The organism is Mangrovivirga halotolerans (assembly GCF_026241165.1).
GTDB classification, from domain to species: domain Bacteria; phylum Bacteroidota; class Bacteroidia; order Cytophagales; family Cyclobacteriaceae; genus Mangrovivirga; species Mangrovivirga halotolerans.
On record NZ_JAPFQN010000001.1, the window covers coordinates 281,862 to 304,734 of the forward strand.

Consider the following 22,873-nt stretch of genomic DNA (forward strand, 5'->3'; position numbering starts at 1 on the left):
TTATGACATACTAATTCTTAAAATTAGAAGAATAATTTGACAGAAAATGTCATTTCTAGCCAATTCACTTTTAAAAAGTCAAAATAATTGACATTTTCCTTACAACACAAATTACCCCAAACAGCTACGTTATCACCCCAAATCTCACTTCACTACAAAAAAGAGACTCATCTTGGATAACTTTGATATCCTTTAAAGTATAAAAAATTAAACATGAATCCATTCAAGTTTGGCTTAAACGAAAATTATTCATTTGATGAAAATCGAAGAACATATCTAGGAAACATTGTTAACCTATTTAATATTTTCATCCTTGGATTGATAAATCTATCATTAGCGATAAAATATGAATCGATAATTTTATATCCATGCATAATGATATTCATGTCTGTTGCGAGTTTAATACTTACTAGCCAATATCAGCAGCAAATTGGAAAAATTGTCACAGTTTTAGGCTCATTTATCTCTCTGTATTTATGGAATATCTCCATAAACGCCGGGCTTAACGATATTAATTATGGTCAGATATTAATATTGATGGGTTATTCTGTACTACCCTTTGGTTTATTTGATTTTAAAAATAAATTTACAGTTTCATTCGCAACTCTATCCTTAATTCTTTCTTATACAGTTCCTTTTTTCTCAGATCTAATTTCTGTTACACAAAATACCATCGAATTAGGAAATGACCCTGTTTTAACTTATTCGGGATTCTTCTTAGGAGGAGTAGTTATTTACCTGGGTATGTTTGGCACCAATCGAAGTCAATCATTAACAGAATTAAATAATAATTTGCTTAGAGAAGATATTGAAAAACATAATCAGGAACTTGAAGAATCACAGCAAAAATTAACCGAACAACTTGAAGAAGCTCAAAAAGTTCAGCAACAAGAAAAAAATCGGGCCTGGGTAATTGAAGGATTAGGAAGGATAAACAATCTTATAAGAAATCATGATGACCCTAAAAAGCTTGCTGAATCTGTAATTAGTGAGATTGTAACTTATTTAGGGGCTAACCAAGGATCGATATTTTTGTTAGAAGAAGATGATGAAACCTCCGAAAAATATCTTGAACTGCATGGAGCTTACGCTTTTGATAGAAAAAAATTCGTTGAGAAAAGAATATCAATAGGCGAAGGACTTGTAGGTCAGGCCTACTTAGAGGCAGAACCAATTATATTAAAAGATATTCCTTCAAACTATATAAATATTACTAGCGGATTAGGTGATTCAACGCCAGGATTTCTTGTCATATATCCGCTAATAAATAATGATAAAGTTGAAGCAATTATTGAGGTGGCATCCTTCTACGAATTAGAAGATTATAAGATGGACTATCTCGCAGATTTGGGTGAAAGTTTAGCTTCTTCATTTAGCCTAAGCAAGATTAACTTCCAGACAAAATATCTTCTTGAACTATCCAAGCAACAGGAAGAAGAAATGCGTAGCCAGGCAGAAGAACTGCAACAAAACATGGAAGAACTCCAGGCCACTCAAGAGGAAATGGCTAGAAAAGCAAAAGAAGTTGAAGAACAGAACGATCAGCTGCGACTACAGGAAGAAGCCATGAGGCAAAACATGGAGGAACTTCAGACAACCCAGGAAGAAATGGATCGTAAAGCAGTTGAGATTGAAGAACAAAACAACAGGCTCAGGGAACAAGAAGAGATAATGCAACAGCACCTTGAGGAACTCGAATCTCAGAAAGATGAGATGGAACGATATATGAAAAAAACTGAAGACCTAAAACAAGATCTCCAGGTCAGACAGAATGTACTCGATGTTTCCACTATTCTTTCAGAATCCGATCCTTATGGCACTATTACTTATGCAAACGATAAATTAGTTGAGGTAAGTAAATACAGCAGGGAAGAATTGATCGGAAGTCCACATAAAATATTCAGGCATCCCGATGTCCCCTCTAAATTATTTAAAAAGTTATGGGATACGATTCAAAAAGGTGAAACATTCAGGGGTATCATTAAAAACAGAGCTAAAGACGGATCTGTTTATTGGGTGGATGCCATTATTTCTCCCGAATTAGACACTAAAGGAAAACCAGTTAAATATATTGGGGCCAGATATGTGATTGAAGATCATAAGTATGCCGAACAGGCATTTGAAAGACAGATGAAAAATTTTAAATAATGAAAAATACTTAATAGATAACAAGGCGGGCTTTTAGTCCGCTTTTTTTATTTTTATAAAATCATACTATACGATTTGACATATATTGTCAAAATTTGATGTCATCTTTAAGATAAACAATTAGATCGAGATGAAGATACTTCATACAGGAGACTGGCACCTGGGAAAAAAGCTACATGAAACGGACTTTGAAGAAGACCATAAGCTGTTTTTTGAAGAGCTTTATAACATAATTGTAAATAAATCAATTGAAGTACTCATAGTTTCAGGAGATATTTTTGACTTCAGTAATCCTCCAAGAAGTGCTGAAAAACTATACTATAGCTTCTTATTAAAATTAAAAAATACCTGTTGCAAAAATATTATTATAACTGCCGGGAATCATGACGGAATTCAATCTTTAGAAGCCCCTAAAGAGATCCTTAAACTTTTAAACGTAGATATAATTGGTACTCTGTCCGAATCAGCTGACGATCAGTTGATAGAAATAAATGACCATGAAGGAAATCTAAAATTCCTTATTGCAGCGGTGCCATTTCTAAGAGATAAAGATCTTTTACAAGTAAACGAAGGAAGAAGTTATCACGACAGAACAGAAGAGGTAAGGCAAGGCATTATCACTCATTACTCTGAATTAGCCGATCATGTGACACAAAAATATGGAGATGATATTCCGGTGTTGGCAACAGGTCATTTATTCGTAGCTGGGGTAGAAGAAAAATCAGATGCGGTGAGAGATATACAAGTAGGAAATCTGGCTGGAGTTCATTCTTCTTCGTTCCCTGAGCGATTTGGATATATTGCTCTTGGCCATATTCATAGACAACAAAAACTTCAGGGACATGCTAACATGTGGTATTGTGGATCACCATTACCCCTGAGTTTTACTGAAAAAAATTATGAGCACAGTGTCTTAGTAACCTCTCTGAATAATAAAGGTGTTTTTGAACAACCAGAAAAAATCACTATATCAACCTATCGGAAATTAATTACTGTAAATAATTCTTTACACAACGTGCTCTCTGAATTAAGGTCTCTGGATAAAGAGGAAAATAATAACTATCTCATTGAGGCGATTATCACCCAGGAAAATTCAGATCTAGATATCCCTTACCAGATGAGTAAAATTTCCGAAGAGCTCAAGTTTATTAAACTCGTTAAATACAGAACGAACATAACTGGTAAAAAGGAATTAAAAAAAGAAGATATACCTGACCTTGATGATTTTACCCCTGAAATAATTTTCAATTCTTTGATCAAAAGTGAAAATGTAGAGGAAGAACAAGTATTAATAATCAAAGATCTTTTTAAAAAAGCAGAGGAATTATCAAATCAGGAAAGAGCTGAATAAAATATGAAAATATTAAAGATCAGATTACAAAACATCAATTCATTTAAAGGAGAGCATTGCGTGAATTTTGAGAATTCAGATTTATCAGCTTCTGGATTGTTTCTGATTACAGGACCAACAGGTGCAGGTAAAACAACTATTTTAGATTCAATTACGCTTGCATTGTATAATAAGGTCCCTCGAATTGATAAACAGATCACTAAAAATGTTATTCAGCAAAAAGGATTACTAATAACAAGGGGGGAACAGGAATCACTTGCCGAAGTAGAATACGAAGCTGGAGGCAAATTATACCGTTCAAGCTGGAAAATAGCTCACACTAAGACGGGTAATCTCAAAGATTATGAGATGGAACTCACAGATTTAACCGAAAACAAAATAATCGATCTTAAAAAAAGTGAAGTTCCTGCAGCAAATGAAAAATTCATTGGTCTTTCTTACGATCAATTCATCAAAGCGATCATGTTATCCCAGGGTGATTTTGCCAAACTTTTAAAAGCTAACCGGGATGAAAGATCTGTACTTCTTGAAAAAATAACAGGTCTTACCTCTTTCAGGGACATAAGTCGCAAAGTATATGAACTTTCTAAAGAAGCAGAAACCAAACTTGCTATTGAAGAAAGTAGCAAAGAAAGTATTCAATTATTATCTGATGAAGACATTAATGAACTCAAATCTGAATTAAAGGATTTAAATGCCTCTAAAACAAATCTTAAACAAAGAGAAAAGGAACTAAATAAAAAAATCTCTTCTGCAGAAAAGTATTCTCAATTAAAAAAAGAATATGTTAATACTGAGAACGAGGTTTCAAAAATTTCTGATGAAATAACTAAAAATCAAAATTCCTTTGAAAAAATTGGACGCTATAAAGAGATAATACCTCTTAAAAGTAAATATTCTGATTACAATAATTTAAAATCAAAGATTGCAGATTATACTGAAACAATATCTGACCTACAGCAAAAAGAAAAGCAGCTGAATGAAAAAAGTATTAGTTTAAAAAGTGAGCTGGAGAAAAAGAATAACGAACTTCAAAAAGTCAAAGAAGAACATCTCAACATTCAGCCTAAAATAAATAAAGCAAAAGAACTGTCAGGAGATTTAAAGATTCTAAAAACAGAGTATTCCAGGAATAATAAAAGCCTGGAATTAGCCACTAAGGAATTAAAATTAGCCGAAGATCAAACCAATGAATTTCTTGATCAGCAACTTGCTTTGAACAAAGAGCTTGCCCTGTTAGACAACAATCTTTCTCAATTAAAAGAATATCAGGCTGGAGCTGAAAATATTTCTGATATAGAAAGAAGTATTCAATTGGTCTTAGAAACAGATAAAAATATTTCGGAGGTATTCAATAAATACCCTAAAATCAAAAATGGAATTAGCGATGTTTCTGACACAAAGGAGGTGATTTTTTATCTTCAGGATACCCAGGCTAAAATGGATCATAAGATTAAGGAAATTCAAAATCATCTTAACCAAAATTCAGATCCTGAATATCAAGTAAAAATTAAAGACCTGGGTCAGAATTACAAATCCCTAATTAATGAAAAGCAAATAATTGAAAGCAAGATTAATGCTGAAGAAAATGAAACTGAATCTTTAAATCAAAAACTAATTGCAGTTAAAAATAGCTTATCAGAAGAAGAAGGTTCCATTTCACTTTTAGATTCCAAAATCAAAACAATTGAAGGACAGATAGATAATGCTAAAAAGAAAATTGGCCTGGCAGCCTATTCAACCGAATTGGTAAAAGATAAACCATGTCCTTTATGTGGAAGTAAAGACCATCCGTCCCCATTAAAAGCATCAAAAGAAGAAGAAATATTCAAAGAATTACTTAACCAGATAGATAACGACAAAAAAGAACTTGAGCATAAGAGACTTAAAAGAGAAAAATTATTGCTTTCAAAAACAGAATTTGAATCTGATATCAAATCTAAAGACGAAAATATTAATGTTAATAAAGATGAACTCAGAGATAGAAATATTAAAATTTCTCAAATAGAAGATAAATTAACAAAGCATGGTATCCACATTCCTTCTCAGGACTTAGATACCTGGATAAACTCATTAGAGTCTAATGTTGAAATGGCAAACAGGCTATCCTCTATTGAAAAAGGATATCCTGTTCTGGATCATTTACAGAGCTTATATTCTACAAAACAAAAAAACACTGAAATAATCGAAAAATATGTTCCTGTAAAGGATGACATTTCTTCTTCCATAAACAAAATTAAAGAATACAGAGCTCAATCAGAGAAATTCAAAAAAATTAAAGAGGAGCTTAATTTATTAAATGCACGTGAAGAATCACTAAGGAAAGAGCTCAAAAGAAGTGAGCAAAATAAAAGCTATTTATTAGAAGAAAAAGGTCAATTCCAGGAAAAGATTGAGGATTATAATGACCAAATAAAACAACTTCTCAATGGAGAAGATCCTGAAGAGATAGAATCAAGATTTACCCATGCAATTGAAAATCAGAAAAAAGAAATAATATCAATTGAGAAAAATATTATCGCTAATTCAAATAAGCATGATTCGATACTTGAACAATCTAAAAAGTATTTAGAAAATCGAAAATCCCTTGAGGAATCAGCTTTAAATTTAAGAGAGGATATAAACAAACAACTTCCGGCTTTCATTGATAGCTTAGAGGAATTATCAAAGTACATAATCACAGAGGAAGAATTTGACCAAATCAGTGAATTAAAGACAAAGCTATTCACTAAAAAGGAAAATAAGATTGAAAGACTAAATCAACTTAAAAAAGAAATACAGGAAAATATTGATTTTAAACTTACAGAGGAGGAGATTTCAAAATTACATAGTGAGTTAGGCGAATTAGAAGAACAAATTAATGAAAGCTCTAAAAAAGAAGGAGCTATTCAGCAAAAGCTCGAAAACGATAATGCTCAAAGGAAAAAATTAGAAAGCTCATTATCTAAAATCAAAGAACTGAGAGCAAAGGTCAATCAATGGAAGCTCCTGAATGATCTGATTGGATCTGCTGATGGTGATAAATTTGTAAGATATGCACAGGATATGATTCTTTATCACTTACTTGAATTCGCTAATTACAGATTATCCAAATTAACAGACAGATACTTATTCGCTAGATTCGAAGAGGAAACTGAGGACGTTAACGATCTGTACATAATAGATCGTTGGCAGGGTGACTTGCGACGCTCAGTTCATAGTTTATCCGGAGGTGAATCATTTATTTTATCTTTGGCATTAGCATTGAGCCTTGCCGATATGAATTCTAAAAATATTAGTTTAAATACCCTTTTCATAGATGAAGGATTTGGCACATTAGACGAACAAACTCTTGATATAGTCATATCTACACTTGAAACATTACAAGCACAGACTGGAAAAATGATCGGATTAATATCTCACGTTCCTTTACTTAGAGATAGAATTAATACTCAAATTAAAGTGGTAAAAAATAATAACGGCCATAGCCGCATTTTATTTTAATATTAAAATTATCCAAAATAGATTTTTTGATGCCCTAAAAAAATATTCAACAACCGCGATTAAGTACTATTACAATTTAATATTGATAAAAATAATATTCTGAATATCAATTACTTACAAGTAATATCAAAAGTAATATACCAATAAAATGCATTTTTCATTTTTTTTTATTTTATTGAAGAAAATTTAGTTTTTAAAAAAGAGCCAATTTTAAAATCTAAATAAAAAAGTTGAATACACTTTTTAAGGAATTTATAATAGAGTATTACAAATCGATGGATTATTTTGATGGGTACCTTGAAAAAGGTGATGGGGTATTAAATGCACAGGATAGATTAGAAAAAATCCTGAAGCTGATTATTTTATTAAAATATAGAAAACCTAAAACACTTTCACAGCTAGCAGAAGTTTTAAATAAAAGTGAAAGACAGGTAAGAAGAGATATTAAGAGCCTGGAGAAATTCTTTCCAATTGACATGGATTACCACAACAGGTATTTCATAGTAAGTGATCGTGAAAACAATAACTTTTTAATCAGTCTGACTGAAGATGAACTTAAACTGGCTCATCAAAGTATAAATGGCAATTCTCCTTTATCTCATTCATTGAAGGAGAAGCTGGCTGCTAAGATTCCGGAGTTGACATTCCATAATGAAGAATTAGTAAATGACTTTTCTGAAAGAGTGGATACCATTCAAAAAGCTATCCAGGACAAAAAAGTAATTGAACTAAGAAAATACAGATCAAATACATCAAAAGGTTATTTTGACAGAGTTCTGGAACCGATAAATGTAATTAATGGGCACTATTTAGTTGCCTATGAACCTAAAGTAAAAGAAACCAAAGTCTTCCATATTTCAAGAGCTGAAGAAGTAATGGCCCTTGATGACGAAATTATTCACCACAATCATCATACGCACTTAAAGCCCGACGCTTTTGGAATGTTTTCCGGAGAGAAATTAGAAGTTGATCTCAGATTAACTATCATGGCTAAAAATTTACTTCAGGAAACTTTCCCTCAGGCAAAAAAATATATAACCCGGGATTTTACTCAGCAAAAAGAATTCTACAGGTTTAGGGCTGGTATAAATGGATATGAGGGAGTAGGTAGATACATTCTAGGGATTTCTAAAGAAATTGAAATTTTAGCTCCTGAATCACTTAAAACTTATATAAAGCAATATCTCAAAGATTCTCTTAGCAAAATGGAGTGAAGGTAACCTTTTAATACAAACCTTATAATCAGAATTTTACCATATTGTCTTAAAATAATATCGAATTTATAAGTTTTGATTAGTATTTTAAGACTTAAGATATATGGTAAACCTCAATGCGCAATAGTTTTTATTTAACTATATTCTTTTTATTCTTTTTTTTACCTGGCCTTAAATCACAGGAGAGGACACATCACAATGAGATTAGTGATATGTCAATTTATCAATGGTCTGGAAGAAATAGTCTAATATCAAATAACATTACTTCCTCTTTAAAAAGTAAATCCGGTTATATCTGGATAACTTCCTATAATGGAATTATGCGATTTGACGGAGTTAATATTGATATTTATGATCGCCGTAATTTACCTTTTTTGATTACAGATGCATTTTATCAAATTTATGAAACTCCAGATAGCACTCTGTTTTTTGTTTCCCAGGGATCGGGTCTCATAAAATATAATAATGAAAAATTTTCACAGGTTAAAAGCAAGAATGGTAAAATACCTCAAACTATAACCTGTCTGAATTTCATTGAAAATAACTCTTATTATATAGGTTCATACAACAAGGGAGTTTATAAAATTCATAATGATTCTATATTCAGAATAAGTGAAGAACTACCGGACGACCTAAGTATAACAGATATAGAGTCCGCTGGCAAAAATCATATTTGGATAGGAACTGAAGGAAACGGACTATATGAATTTAATGATGGCAAAATCAATCACTATACAACAAAAAATGGATTAATAAACGATTATATAAGAACGTTATATTTTGATAATGGGCAGCTTTATATAGGAACACAAAGGGGTTTGCAGACCTTTAGCAAAAATAATTTTCAAAAACCTTTCTATGACTCGTTACATATTAATCATATAAATTCCAGACCAGATCTGGAGCATATATGGATGGCAACTGAATCAGGTTTAGGCAAATTTTCAAAAGACCAGAATAAATTTTTATTCACTCAGAGAAAAGGAGGAATGATCCTTACCCGTCTTGCAAAAATTGATATTGAAGAAAAAAATAATATCTGGGTTTCAACCGGGAAAGATGGTTTGCTTCATCTTCGAAATACAGGGATCAATAATTACACTACAGATGAAGGCCTGACCACTAATAAAACTAACATTATCCGTGAACACAAAGGTGATTTGTATGTTGGGACTGATGACGGTAATATTAACATTATTAAAAATGGTGAAATATCTCAGTTTCCTTTTAAACTAGATCTCAAAAGTGGAATAAGAGATATACTATTTAAAGGTGACGAAATACTGATTGCCTCCTATGATGGACTATTACGTGTTAAATCTGGGAAACAAAAACTATTAACAAGAAAAGATGGACTACCCTCACTTGATCTAAGAAAGATATTACAAGTTAATAATGAATTTTGGATAGCCAGTCGCACAAGTGGGGTTATAATATGTGAGAATGGTGATTTTAAAAAAGCGCTTGACAAAAACAATGGTTTACGATCAAACTTTATACTTGCACTGGAAAAAGATAGCAGAGGTAATGTTTATGTAGGCACCCACAGTGGAGGCTTGTCAATAATTTCACCTGAACACACTATTAAAAACATAAAAATAAAGGATAATGACTCCGGTATTCTGATATTCAATATTCATATAAGTGAAAATGATGAGATTTATTTAATAACTAATATAGGGTTATATACACTCAAAAATCAAACCATATCAAAAATAGAAATTCGACATTCACTGACCGGCGTTAGCTTTTTTGATGCTGTAGAAGACGGGGCAGGATCCATGTGGATAACCACTAATCAAGGAATCCTCAGAATAAATAAAAATGATATTTATGAGTTTTTATCTGGTAATATTAGTTCCGTAGGATCAATAATTATGGACGAGAGCGACGGAATGGCCAATCAGGAATGTACAGGTGCTACGAGGTCAACTCTTTTATCAGATAATAAAATAGCTATTCCAACTATAGGTGGGGTGAGCATTATTGATCCTTCAGGAACCAGGATCGATACCGACTTTCCAAATATTTATATTAAATCCCTGGCCACAGAAGGGAAACATTATCTGAATGACACAGTTGAATTAGGTCCTGGAAATATGAGATATACTTTTCATTTTTCAGCGCCGCAGTTCACTTCTCCTGAAGCAATAAAGTTTAAATATAAGCTCCACGGGTCTAAGGAAGATTGGACAATCATTCAAAACAAAAGACAAATACAATATACCAGCCTCAATCCAGGTACCTATACTTTTGAGATAATACCATCGAATGTACTAGGAGAATGGAGTAATGATAGTGCATCAATTACCTTTATAGTTAAACCATATTATTATCAGACCACGTGGTTTTATATACTAATTTGTATTTTACTAATGCTTATACTCTTTTTAGTATATAAATGGCGGGTAAATGATATAGAAAAAAGAAACAAACAACTTAAGAAACTCAATAGTGAACTGGATAGATTTGTGTATAGTGCTTCCCATGACTTAAGAGCCCCGTTAGCCTCAGTACTTGGCATTGTAAATCTGGCTAAACTGGATAATAAAACTGACCCTCAACTATACTTTCAAAAAATTGAACAAAGCATTAAAAAACTAGATAGATTCACTAAAGATATTATTGATTTCAGCAGAAATGCCAGGACTAATTTAGAACTGGAAAAAATAAATTTTGAAGAATTAATATCGGGAGTACTTGAAGAGATTAAATATCTTGACGAAACAAGAAGAATAATCATCAAAATAGAAAACTCTTGCGATATTGGTTTTTGTTCTGATCCCAAACGGCTTGAGATAATATTTAAAAATTTAATTTCCAATGCACTAAAATATCATAATTTAAGGCAGGAAAATCCCCAGATCTTAATTTCGATAAACTGCACCAAAAATATTGCATCGATAAGTATAAAAGACAATGGCTCTGGAATAAGTAAAGAGCATATAAATAACATTTTTAAAATGTTTTATCGTGCTACAGAAAGGACAACAGGCTCAGGACTGGGTTTGTATATAGTAGCTGAAACTTTGGATAAGTTAAATGGCCGTATAACAGTAAAATCAGAACTTGACAAGGGTTCAGAATTTATTATTGAAATACCTAATATGAAAAAAGGCAGCTAAAAAGCTGCCTTATTATTTTTTTCTGGGATCTCAATTATTCTAGAATTTTAATTAGTCCCATTTGATCCTCGCTAGCAGAAATCAATGTCCATCCTGTAGTAGAGTTATTATCATCTTTACTTGCGTAAACTCTCCATCTGTATACTTTACCAACTTCTAATGCTGGAACTGTTGCATTTCCGTCAGAGTTGTATGTAATAGATCTTTGAGATGATGGAATAACTATATTTTTAACTGGTAAATCTCCAGAAGTATCAAAACCTCCCCAGATAACATTACCCGTAGCAGCTTCAGTCACCTCAATAACATAATCAGAAGTTGAAGAATAAGCTACCCAGGTAAACTCAGGAGTTGTATTTGTAATCTCTACAGGAATAGTAGATGAAAGTTCATTAGAAGGAGAAGTTACCTGAACAGAACCTGTAATATCAAAATCTAATTCTGTTGCAACACCAGTAATTTCTACCGTTGGTTCTCCGAATTTAAAAATACGATCCGGATCCATTACGCGTTGATCATTCGCATAACTAGCTCTTCCAATATAAGTTCCGTTAGGAATATCAGTAATTAAATATTGACCATCCTGAGTGAAACCAGTTAATCCAGGAAGAGTTTCTTTAGTTATTGGATGTACAAGTGATACATCTACATCTTTATTTTCTGCAGCAAGGTTAGTAACCATTCCTGATAACTCTCCAGATGCTCCAGCAGTAAGAGAAACATTTACATCTGCAGTCTCAGTATCAGCACTAACAGAAGCTGTTTCGGTTGATGAATTAAAACCAGCAATCCAGCCATTAACTGAATATGATCCGCCTGCTACATTATAAATTGTGTAATTACCTTCTTCATCTGTAATCGCAGAATAAGCTACATCTCCAGCTTCAGCAATTACCAGAACACCTTGTACAGGGTTTGTACCTTCAGTTACCGTTCCGGAAATATACCCAAGTCCCTGTTGGTCATTCGGAAATAAAACAACATTGTTTTCAGTCTCCACTCCTACAGTAATATCAAAAGGTACAGCAGCTATACCAGCTGGTGGATTTGCAAGATATCCTTGTGCAGAAACTTTTACGAAATAACTACCCGGATCAAGTTCAGTAGAATAATTTCCATCTGCATCAGTTGTTAAAGTTAAAACAGGAGAATTATTATTTGCATCATAAATAACTACAGAGGCTCCTTCGATAGCGGTTTGATCATTTCCATTCGTAACCATACCTATTACGGTACCCGTTGTCGGAGCTTCCTCTTCATCATCACTACATGATGAGATCAATACAGCGATAACACTAAAAAGTGCTAAGACTGTTCTTAAGTTTAGTAATCGATCCATATTTGGTTAAGTATACTTTAGGTTTAAAAAATTTTATACAAATCTAATACTTCACCAAAAGAATCAGCGCTCTTAAAATGACGAAACAAAGGGAAAAATCAGTGATGTACCTAAATAATTATATAAAAAAATAATATTTATATTAAACCAAGAATTGCTTTGACTACATAAAGATTCTTAATTCTATAAATAAAAAAAGCAGAGTCTTTAAATGACTCTGCTTTCCTTTATCAATGTAATATTTTTTTTAAATTTTAGTGAACTGCAATAGGATCACTATTTCCATCAGGGTCACCAATAACAGTACCATCAGTACTAATGTTACCAAGTAACAGGATACCAGCAACATGAGGAGTTGCCATTGAAGTACCTGAAATAGTATTATATCCTCCATCTTTCCAAGTAGACTTAATACTTACACCAGGAGCACAATAATCAACAGGTGGATTTGCATAATTTGAGAAGCTCGCCCATTGATCATTAATATCCATAGCAGAAATAGTGTAAATGTTATTACCATTTACTCTGGCAGGAGACGACCCATTAGAATCAGTGCTTTCATTTCCTGCTGCGAGACACATGTTAATTCCATTAGCAGCAGCTGCTTTTACCGCATCATCCAAAGCAGGCGATACGGGGCCTCCAAGACTCATATTTGCAACATCACCGGCAGAACCGTTAGCAGCAACATAATCTACTCCGGCAATTACACCAGAATAAGAACCGCTACCTCTTGCATCAAGAACTTTAACTGGTACAACAGTTGCACCAGCTGCTACGCCTACTACACCAGTTTCATTATCAATAGCTGCAATTGTTCCAGCTACGTGAGAACCATGACCATTAAGATCATCAGCTGATTTAGCATCTCTACCAGATGTAAATGCATTAAATGCTCTTGAAGCATCTACATTTAGATCTTCATGATCTAAATCAACACCAGAGTCAATAACCCAGGCAACGTTATTACCAGTATAGGTGATACCGCCATTAACTCTTGTGATACCAAAAGGTATTTCTTCACCTGTGGAACTTCCTCCACCACCACCTGCCCATGGTGGTGCTTTCATAATAATTTGATAATCAGGCTCTACAGATTTCACTCTTGGATCATTGATTATAGATTCTACATCAAAATCGCTGATTTCAGCAACAAACCCTTGAATACCGCCACTATAAACTCGTTCTAAAGCGAATTGAGAAGCCTTTTCTTTAAGGAATGATTCTGCTGTGGCTGCCATAATCTCCTGCCCTTCAGCAAAAGAAGATGGAGCAAATCTGCCATTAGCATCTTCGTTGAAAACTACAATATATTTACCAGGAATAACCTGATACTCATAAGTTGCAGTTTGTTCAGATTGAATTTCGGTTGAAGTTGAAAGTTCTTCTGTTTGCTCACAAGCAGTAAAAAAGATTACCGCAAACAATGTAAGCACAATCTTAAAATTAAGCTTTGTCATATTAAATTGTTTAGGTTTGAAATTGATAGACCCACGAAGCTAAAATTTAATTCTTGCTTAACAAAATTTTAAAATGACAAGTTTTGACAAAATTTTATGTAACTCTTACATTATAAGCCTGAAACATTATACCGTAAAAATAAAATGCAAAAAAAATCACTGAAATCTTATTCAGTGACTTAACTTTTTTCGATAAATAACACTATTACACCTATGAACCTATTGCTTCCTCCAACGAATCTCTATATTGAATATCCAATTGCTTAAAGTGACCTTCAGGATATTTCGACATTATACTCTCCCTGCCAATCTTAACACTCTTATTGAATAAATCATCATCAGGTAGGATTTTTCTATGTGTTTTTAATCCCAAAGAAGATGCTTTTTCTTTCCATTGTGTATAATACCATTCCATTGATGGCTGGTTAAAAACTGAAAGTGATCTTTTGTCAAATACAAGTTTTTTAACTTTGTTTTGAAGTAAAACAGTGTCTGTAATGTAATTGAATATTTCCCTAAACTGATTTTCAGGAATATAATTTTGAGTTGACTTAACTATCAACACAGCATTATCATCATTCGAAAAATATATTTCAGCATTATTAAAAGATTTCACAAGCTGACCGTTAATATTATTAATAGTATCCATAAAAAGTATTTAGTTTCTTATAAGGAACATGATTAATATATTATTGTTTATCCATTTTTTTTCTTTCTCTTAAATTCAAACTATAATTACGATTAAATAGTCTATTTACAGAAAAACATGCCAAGTAAAATAAATAAGCCAAAACCTGAAGAGAAAAAGCCAAGCAAAAGAATATTGAGATATTTTTTTAACGGGCTTCTTTTTATCGCGCCAGTAGCTGTTACTATATATGTTATATATTCAGTTGTTGGATGGGTTGATAATCTTTTACCCATAAATATTCCCGGTTTGGGATTTGTAACAATCCTGGCTGTAATTACTATCATTGGCTACATTGGTTCTACTTTTATTTCCCGGCCGATAATTGATCTTTTTGAAAAAACAATTGTCAGAATACCATTGATTAGTTTGTTATTTACTTCAATTAAAGATTTGACAGAAGCCTTTGTCGGAGAAAAGAAGAAATTTAAGCATCCTGTGATAGTCAATATCAATGGTCAAAAAGAAGTACAGAGATTAGGCTTTATAACAAGAAGTGATTTGTCAGTTATAGGTATTGAAGATAAGGTAGCAGTATATTTCCCTCATTCCTATAATGTATCAGGCAATATCTTTTTTTACCCCCGGGAATGGGTAAATCCTGTTGAAGTATCTTCCTCTGAGGCAATGAAATTCCTCGTTTCAGGGGGGATAAGCGGCTGGAACAAAGATTATATAAAATAATGTTTTAATTAATTTTCATTTATAAAATTATCTACTGAAATTTAAATGGAGGCAAAATTTTGTCTCCATTTTTTATTTCAGTTATGAGACAAAAATTATTAAGCGACGGTTCTAAAGAACTAAATTACGAGATTAGAGCAATAGTATCCAAAGCCGAAAAACTGCAAGCTCTTGGTAAAAAAATTTATTGGGAAAATATTGGTGATCCGATTCAAAAGCACCACAAGATTCCTCTATGGATGAAAAACGAAATTACCGCGCTTTTGAAAGAGGATAATACGTATGGTTATTGTCATAGCATGGGAGTACTTGCTACCCGTCAATACCTTGCGAAAAAAACAAATCAATTAGAAGGTTGTGATATCACGGCGGATGATATTCTGTTTTTTAATGGCCTTGGTGATGCTATTTCCACTGTTTATCAATTCATTGAACCATCGAGCAGAATTATTGGCCCCTCACCTTCCTATAGCACTCATAGTTCGGCAGAGGCTGCACATGCCAATCAAAGCCCAGTAACCTACCTGTTAGATCCAGATAATAATTGGTTTCCCGATCTTGATGATCTTTATAACAAGGTTAAGTATAATCCTTCTGTTACAGGAATATTAATTATAAATCCAGATAATCCAACCGGAATGGTCTACCCAAGGGAAATACTGGAAAAGATGGTAGCAATTGCCAAAGAGTTTGATCTTTTGATTATTGCTGATGAAATATATGAAAACATCACCTACAATAATGCCCAGACTGCTAAACTTGCTGAATTAATAGGTGACCATCCAGGAATATCAATGAAAGGTATTTCTAAGGAAATGCCCTGGCCTGGCAGCAGATGTGGATGGATCGAGTTTTACAACAGAAAGAAGAATGATGAATTTGATAAATTCGCCAGAGCTTTGATAAATGCCAAAATGATTGAAGTGTGTGCTACCAAATTACCACAACTAGCTATTCCAAGAATTTACGAAAACACCAATTTTAAAGAATACAGAAATGTTGAAAATGAAAAGATAGGTAAAAAAAGCAGGTTGCTTGAATCATATCTTGCTGATATACCAGGAATAAAGTTTAACCGGACTAATGGTGCATTCTATAATTCAATCATTTTCGAACATGGAGTTATAGATGAAAAGAATACATTAAGAATAGAAAACACAAAAATCAGAGAACTGATTGAAGAATGGGTTAACAAACCAGACATTAAAAATGATCAGCGATTTGTTTACTATTTACTTGGTGCTTACGGTATTTGTGTGGTCCCGGTAAGTAGCTTTTGCAGTCAATTAGATGGTTTTAGAATTACTTTACTTGAAGATGATGAAGAAACCTGCAATTACATTTACTCCAACCTGCGAAAGGCTCTTTTAGAGTATTTAGAGATCAAACAGATAGCATAAAAAAAGCCTCTCCATTGAGAGGCTTTAAATTTTATATTTTCCTGATGCTTACACAGCAATTCCAATAAATGATTTAAAAGCAATAGCCATTAAACCTGTTATAAGCATTGTGATACCAATTCCTTTTAATGGTTTAGGAACATTACTATACTTTAGCTTTTCACGTACAGCTGCAAGAGCTACGATAGCCAAAGCAAATCCTAATCCAGATCCAAAACCGTAAACTGAAGCTTGTGGCAAAGTATAATCTCTCTGTACCATAAAAAGAGAACCACCAAGGATAGAACAGTTTACTGCAATTAGTGGAAGGAATATACCTAATGAACCATATAATGAAGGAGAAAATTTCTCAATCACCATCTCTACAAGCTGTACCATACCTGCAATAACAGCAATGAACATAATGAATTGCAAGAATTCAAGGTTTACATTAGCAAATTCAGCGCTAATCCATGTTAAGGCACCTTCTCTTAAAACATACTGTTGTAATAACCAGTTTACAGGAGCTGTGATCGAGAGAACGAAAACAACTGCAAGACCTAATCCAAGAGCAGTACTAACTTTCTTAGATACCGCAAGAAATGAACACATTCCAAGGAAATAGGCGAAAATCATATTGTCGATAAATATCGACCGGACTGCTAAGCTTACTAAATCCATCTATATAATATTTTTAATTTTCAACATAACCTGTTACATAGCGCTGTACCCAGATCAGGATACCCAAAATAATGAATGCTCCGACAGAATCAACCATCATTGAGTTAGCCTGATAAGCTATACCAAGCTCTTCAAATACTTTGAAGTTAAATATAGATCCTGAGCCAAGTAATTCTCTAAAGAAGGCTACTGTCAAAATAATCCATGCATATCCAAAACCAGATCCAAATCCATCAAGAAGTGAATCATAAGGTTTATTACCCATTGCAAATGCTTCAAGTCTACCCATTACAATACAGTTTGTAATAATCAGACCGACGAAAGCACCAAGTACTTTATACATCGGGTAGCTATAAGCTTTTAATACCTCACTTACAATTGTTACCAGTGATGCAATAACTGCAAGCTGAACGATAATACGAACCCTTGTTGGAATCAGGTTTCTCATTAATGAAATAATGAGGTTTGAAAATACAATTACAAAGATCACAGCTATTGACATGATCAAGGTAGGTTGTAATTTCACTGTTACAGCCAGTGCAGAACAAATACCCAATACCTGAACTGTGATCGGGTTATCCTCATTGAGTGGATCACTAAGAATTTGTTTTCTACGTTTTGACAATAATGGCTCGGAAACCTTCTTTGGTTTCTTTACCTCGCTTTGTACTTCAGTAGTTTCTGTACTCATAATTACAGTAATTAATATTTTTAATTAGAGCGCAGCTTGTACTTCGCCCGACTTCTTTTTGTCAATGTAATCTAAATAATAATGAAGGTACGCCTCAAGCATTTGGTTTACACCGTTTGCTGTTAAAGTTGCACCAGACATACCATCAACCTTGTGGGGTCCTAATTTATCTTCAGGATTCCCTTCTCCCTTGACCATTGTAACAGAGACAAGTTCTCCGGCATCACTAAAGATAGTCTTGCCATTATATCGGCTTTTCACATCCTGATTGGTTATTCTTGCTCCAAGACCAGGAGTTTCTCCCACGTGACCAAAAGATACACCTTTAATTACATTCAAATTGTTTTCTAAAGCAATATATCCAAAGATATTATTCCATAGTCCATTTCCATAAACAGGGAAAATATAGGCATCAACATTGTCGCCTTCACCTTCTGTATATTTAAAAACCGGAAATAAAGCCTCTTCTTCTATTGCTTCAGCACTTTTGATTAATGTTTCAGCTTCTTTTTTAGCCTCTTCATCACCAGTTCTTTCTGCTAGCTGAGTTAATTTCGCTGCTTCTCTACGCTGCTTCTGAGCTTTGAAAAGCTTTCTGAATTGCTTATTTACATTAACTTTTTCAGCAACAGCATCATCTATCTCTTCGCCATTTACATCAACAACAAGAGAAGAAATATGCTCTTTATAGAACGTTAATATTTCATTGTTCTTCATTTCAGATACATCAGTCACAGCACTTAAAATCTGAGACTTGGTATCTAATTCTATTGACTTTTGCTGCGCCGGCTTTAAGGCTACAGATGTCAATGCCATTGCACCGCCAACAACGACTGTTAATATTGCGGTGAAAATAATTACGTATCCGTTAGACTGTCGCACGGCTCAACCTCCTTTTCTTATTAGCTTTTACAACATATATATCTATAAGTGGAGCAAACACGTTCATCAGAAGTATTGCCAGCATAATTCCTTCAGGATATGCAGGGTTGAATACTCTGATCAACACAGTAAGTGCTCCAATCATAATTCCATAAATCCATTTACCCTGGAAAGTGTGTGATGCAGTTACCGGATCAGTAGCCATATAAACAGCACCGAAAGCCAGACCTCCCATCACAAGGTGAAACTGAGCAGGAACCTTCATGAATTCACTGGCAGCACCAGAGAATAACATTACTGCTGTAAATATCAACATACCAGCCAACACGCCGATGACTGCCTTTAACTCTCCTTTGATAAACTTTTGATTAATGATGAACAAAATTATTGTTCCCAGTAAAAAAGCAATTTTCACACCAGTTCCTAATTGACCAGTGTAATTTATATCATAAATAAAATTGAATAAATATCCCATAAGGAAAGCTCCACCGAAAACTGATAATATAATTCTCCAGCTTCCAACTCCTGTTGTAATTAATATAAGAGCACCAATAAGAGCCATTAAAGTAGATGTTTCACCAATAGACCCTGGAATAACTCCCAGGAACATGTTTTGAAAAGTGTAAGCATCACTCAACCAGAAATTAGAGAATGAACTAATGCCGTCCGCAGCAGCCATAGCTAAAGGTGTTGCTCCTGAAAAAGCCTGAACAGGCTCGCTCATTCCAATAAGACTGTCGCCAAAATAAGTCCAGACATTGTCTCCAGAGATATCTCCAGGATAAGCGAAATAAAGGAATGCACGTGCAGTTAAAGCTACGTTAAGAATATTCATTCCAGTTCCTCCAAATACCTCTTTACCAATAATTACTGCAAATGCAGTTGCAAGAGCTACCTGCCATAAAGGTATAGTAGCTGGCATGATCAAAGGAATTAACATCCCTGACACAAGGAAACCTTCATTAACAGGGTGTCTTCTGATCGTAGCAAAAGTAAATTCGATACCTAAACCGGTAACATAAGATACAATGACAATTGGAAGGACAGCATATGCACCAATAGCAAACTTGTCAAGAAGAGTTGCTGCTTCCTGACCTGTTGCCAGAAAATGCTGGTGACCAACATTCCAGATTCCAAAAATTAATGTAGGGAGCAAAGCAATGATAACAGTCATCATCATACGCTTCATATCCACTGCATCACGGATTTGAACTCCTTTTTTGCTCGTTACATCTTTTGGAGCAAAAAGAAGAGTAAAGTGAGCTTCGAAAATATAATAGAACTTTTCCCACTTCCCACCTTTCTCAAAGTGAGGTTTTTGTTTTTCAAATATGTCTTGTAAAAACTTCATAGACAGTCTTATCAGCTAAATTGCAATAAATTAATACCTTCACGAAGAATCTTTTGAATATCGTGTTTTGAAACATCAATAAACTCACAAAGAGCCAGATCTTCTTCAATTACTTCATAAATCCCAAGTGCTTCCATTTCATCAAAATCTTCAGCCATGATAGCCTTGATAAGGAACTCAGGATAAATATCCATTGGAGTAACTTTCTCAAATGAACCAGTTTCAACAAATGCTCTCGGTTCACCGTGTAAGTTAGTATCAACAACAAATTCTTTGTTTTTACTTGCAAAAAATGGTGCGAGTAAACCGAATGCTCTGTGGAAACTAACTTTCTTAGCCGATGGCAATATCCAACCTAAGAATTCATATTCATCTCCCTCAGGAATAACAGTTACGAGGTCATCAAAATAACCTACATATCCTGTTTTCTTAATCCCTCTTCCTGTCAATACATTTCCACTTACAACACGAACATTATCATTGTTCAAATTGTTTTCAAGTAGTTTATCGACGCAAGCACCAGTATATACAGAATAATACTGCGGATTCTTAACCTCAGATCCTGCAAGTGCTATCACTCGTTTGGTATCGTATTTTCCTTCAAGGAATAATTTCCCGATCTGAGCAACACCAAATGGTTTTACAGTCCATGCAACATCACCTTTATTTATAGGATCAATATGGTGGATCTGTACCCCAACATTTCCTGCAGGGTGTGGGCCACTAAATTTATTAATCTCTACATTTTGGATCTGAGAAAACAATGAAGATACCTCTCCTGAGGCATTAAGATTCAAATGAACCTTACCAGAAGTTAATTTTTTCAAAATATTAACTCCTGCCTGGAAGTATTGCTCTTGTCCTTTTAAGATATAATCCGTATCCGGTGCTAAAGGACTGGTATCAAAACCTGAAATAAAGATAGCTTTAGGATTCTCTTCAGGATTTGCTAAAATCCCGTAAGGCCTTTGTATAATATTTGGCCAAACCCCGCTCTTTAACAATTGCTCCTTGATCTTTTCAGCATCAAGAGACTCTATGTCTGAAACTGAATACTTGTCAAACTCCTCATACACGATTTCAGAGTCTGCAAGAATTTTGATCTCAAGCAATTTTCTCTTTTTTCCTCTTACAATTTCAACGACTTCCCCACTTATCGGAGCAGTGAATTTAATTGCATCGTTCTTTTTATCATATAAAATAGGAGTACCTGCTTTCACAGTATCTCCTTCTTTTACCAATAATTTAGGACGCATGATACCTTCAAAATCCGTCGGTTTGAAGGCGTAGGTCGTTGCCTTGATATTCTCTACGAGTTTTTTCTCCGCCTTACCGGCAAGATTTATATCGAATCCTCGTTTAAGCTTAATAGTTTTTGACATTGCTATAACAGGTCATTTTCTATACAAACGGTGCAAAAATAAAAATTTTTTCACCAATTAAAGGGTATAAAAATAGGTATTATATATTATTTAGAATTATTTTAAATAACTGTTAATATTTATATTTTTTGCTTGTTATCTACTATTCTTGAAGTCGCTTCGTGTAAAATTTCTTCCACCTGTTCCTCCAAAGTCATATGAGTAGTATCAATTTCTACTGCATCATCCACTTTTGTTAAAGGTCCCACTTCCCTTGTCGTATCGATCTTATCTCTTTTCGCCAGATTATCAATTATATCGTTTAAATCCACTAATTGATCTTTTTCAAGTAATTCCTGCTGTCTTCTTAAAGCTCTTACCTTCATATCTGCTGTCATAAATACTTTCAATTCAGCATCAGGTAATACAACAGATCCTATGTCACGACCATCCATTACCACTCCTTTCTTTTTTCCCAGCTTTTGTTGAAGATCTACTAAAACCTTACGCACCTCTGGAAGAGCACTGACTTCACTAACCATGTTTGTAACTCTCATGGTTCGAATATCATCTTCAACATTTAATCCGTTGAGATAAGTTTCACTCTTTTCTTTTTTACTATTAAATCGAAAATCGATATGAATGTTTTTTAATGCTTTATCGACCTTTTTTTCATTGGTCAAATCTACATAATTATCTATAAAATAAAGAGTTACCGCTCTATACATCGCCCCACTATCGATATATTTGTACTGAAGACGATTTGCAATCATCTTTGCAGTGCTGCTTTTCCCACATGCAGAATATCCATCGATAGCGATATTTATTTTTTTCATATCGATCAACAGTCTTTAATTGGGCATGGAATAGGCTCTCCAGGTTTTGGAGGCTTGTTTCTCTTTTGAGTAGCTTTGCAGGAACCAAATAATAATGCAGCAGCCAACAAGAAAAACATTGCTTTTCTTATCAAACTACTGAAGTTTATTAATTTAGAACTATCGTTCGTCATTACTTAAAGTTAAAAAAAAAGATCAAC

At 33.8% G+C, this 22,873-nt stretch carries 17 protein-coding genes; 7 read left to right on the top strand and 10 right to left on the bottom strand.

Annotated features, from left to right (window positions below; all coding sequences use genetic code 11):
- Window positions 1-213 precede the first annotated feature (213 nt).
- The 5 genes from OO013_RS01115 to OO013_RS01135 all read left to right on the top strand — a co-directional run bounded on the left by OO013_RS01115 (window position 214) and on the right by OO013_RS01135 (window position 11,321).
- Window positions 214-2,148, top strand: coding sequence for a GAF and PAS domain-containing protein (locus OO013_RS01115; RefSeq protein ID WP_266054675.1), 1,935 nt, complete (start codon window positions 214-216; stop codon window positions 2,146-2,148).
- A gap of 130 nt (window positions 2,149-2,278) precedes the next feature.
- Window positions 2,279-3,499, top strand: coding sequence for an exonuclease subunit SbcD (sbcD, locus tag OO013_RS01120; protein ID WP_266054676.1), 1,221 nt, complete (start codon window positions 2,279-2,281; stop codon window positions 3,497-3,499).
- Window positions 3,500-3,502: 3 nt separating this feature from the next.
- Window positions 3,503-6,982, top strand: coding sequence for an AAA family ATPase (locus OO013_RS01125; protein ID WP_266054677.1), 3,480 nt, complete (start codon window positions 3,503-3,505; stop codon window positions 6,980-6,982).
- A 230-nt stretch (window positions 6,983-7,212) separates the two neighbouring features.
- Complete coding sequence (locus OO013_RS01130; protein WP_266054679.1) at window positions 7,213-8,196, top strand: helix-turn-helix transcriptional regulator; 984 nt, start codon at window positions 7,213-7,215, stop codon at window positions 8,194-8,196.
- Between the two features lie 116 nt (window positions 8,197-8,312).
- Window positions 8,313-11,321 (top strand): sensor histidine kinase, encoded by a 3,009-nt coding sequence (locus OO013_RS01135; protein ID WP_266054680.1) that lies wholly within the window; start codon window positions 8,313-8,315, stop codon window positions 11,319-11,321.
- Between the two features lie 34 nt (window positions 11,322-11,355).
- Here the strand turns inward: OO013_RS01135 and OO013_RS01140 are convergent, their stop codons facing one another.
- The 3 genes from OO013_RS01140 to OO013_RS01150 form a co-directional block, all read right to left on the bottom strand.
- Window positions 11,356-12,660 (bottom strand): carboxypeptidase-like regulatory domain-containing protein, encoded by a 1,305-nt coding sequence (locus OO013_RS01140; RefSeq protein WP_266054681.1) that lies wholly within the window; start codon window positions 12,658-12,660, stop codon window positions 11,356-11,358.
- Window positions 12,661-12,914: 254 nt separating this feature from the next.
- Window positions 12,915-14,120, bottom strand: a complete 1,206-nt coding sequence (locus tag OO013_RS01145; RefSeq protein ID WP_266054682.1) for a S8 family peptidase — start codon at window positions 14,118-14,120, stop codon at window positions 12,915-12,917.
- 211 nt (window positions 14,121-14,331) lie between these two features.
- Complete coding sequence (locus tag OO013_RS01150; RefSeq protein ID WP_266054684.1) at window positions 14,332-14,769, bottom strand: hypothetical protein; 438 nt, start codon at window positions 14,767-14,769, stop codon at window positions 14,332-14,334.
- 117 nt (window positions 14,770-14,886) lie between these two features.
- On the opposite strand from OO013_RS01150, the gene OO013_RS01155 reads away from it, so the two are divergent.
- Together OO013_RS01155 and OO013_RS01160 are read left to right on the top strand one after the other, a co-directional pair.
- Window positions 14,887-15,492 (top strand): DUF502 domain-containing protein, encoded by a 606-nt coding sequence (locus OO013_RS01155; RefSeq protein ID WP_266054685.1) that lies wholly within the window; start codon window positions 14,887-14,889, stop codon window positions 15,490-15,492.
- Window positions 15,493-15,575: 83 nt separating this feature from the next.
- A complete protein-coding gene (locus tag OO013_RS01160; RefSeq protein WP_266054686.1) occupies window positions 15,576-16,892 on the top strand; it encodes a pyridoxal phosphate-dependent aminotransferase in 1,317 nt (438 codons plus the stop codon).
- A gap of 48 nt (window positions 16,893-16,940) precedes the next feature.
- Here the strand turns inward: OO013_RS01160 and nqrE are convergent, their stop codons facing one another.
- The 7 genes from nqrE to OO013_RS01195 all read right to left on the bottom strand — a co-directional run bounded on the left by nqrE (window position 16,941) and on the right by OO013_RS01195 (window position 22,846).
- Window positions 16,941-17,552, bottom strand: coding sequence for an NADH:ubiquinone reductase (Na(+)-transporting) subunit E (gene nqrE, locus OO013_RS01165; RefSeq protein ID WP_266054687.1), 612 nt, complete (start codon window positions 17,550-17,552; stop codon window positions 16,941-16,943).
- A 13-nt stretch (window positions 17,553-17,565) separates the two neighbouring features.
- Window positions 17,566-18,243, bottom strand: a complete 678-nt coding sequence (locus OO013_RS01170) for an NADH:ubiquinone reductase (Na(+)-transporting) subunit D (protein ID WP_266054688.1) — start codon at window positions 18,241-18,243, stop codon at window positions 17,566-17,568.
- Between the two features lie 24 nt (window positions 18,244-18,267).
- On the bottom strand, window positions 18,268-19,125 hold the full coding sequence (gene nqrC / locus OO013_RS01175; protein ID WP_266054689.1) for an NADH:ubiquinone reductase (Na(+)-transporting) subunit C: 858 nt from the start codon (window positions 19,123-19,125) through the stop codon (window positions 18,268-18,270).
- Window positions 19,112-20,476: a Na+-translocating NADH-quinone reductase subunit B gene (locus tag OO013_RS01180; RefSeq protein WP_266054690.1), complete on the bottom strand. Its 1,365-nt coding sequence runs from the start codon at window positions 20,474-20,476 to the stop codon at window positions 19,112-19,114. Before OO013_RS01180 ends, nqrC begins: the two co-directional genes overlap by 14 nt.
- 11 nt (window positions 20,477-20,487) lie before the next feature.
- The gene (locus tag OO013_RS01185; protein WP_266054691.1) at window positions 20,488-21,858 is read right to left on the bottom strand and encodes a Na(+)-translocating NADH-quinone reductase subunit A; all 1,371 of its coding nucleotides are present in this window, start codon (window positions 21,856-21,858) and stop codon (window positions 20,488-20,490) included.
- 119 nt (window positions 21,859-21,977) lie between these two features.
- The gene (gene cmk / locus OO013_RS01190; RefSeq protein WP_266054692.1) at window positions 21,978-22,673 is read right to left on the bottom strand and encodes a (d)CMP kinase; all 696 of its coding nucleotides are present in this window, start codon (window positions 22,671-22,673) and stop codon (window positions 21,978-21,980) included.
- Between the two features lie 5 nt (window positions 22,674-22,678).
- A complete protein-coding gene (locus OO013_RS01195; protein WP_266054693.1) occupies window positions 22,679-22,846 on the bottom strand; it encodes a hypothetical protein in 168 nt (55 codons plus the stop codon).
- Window positions 22,847-22,873: the final 27 nt, after the last annotated feature.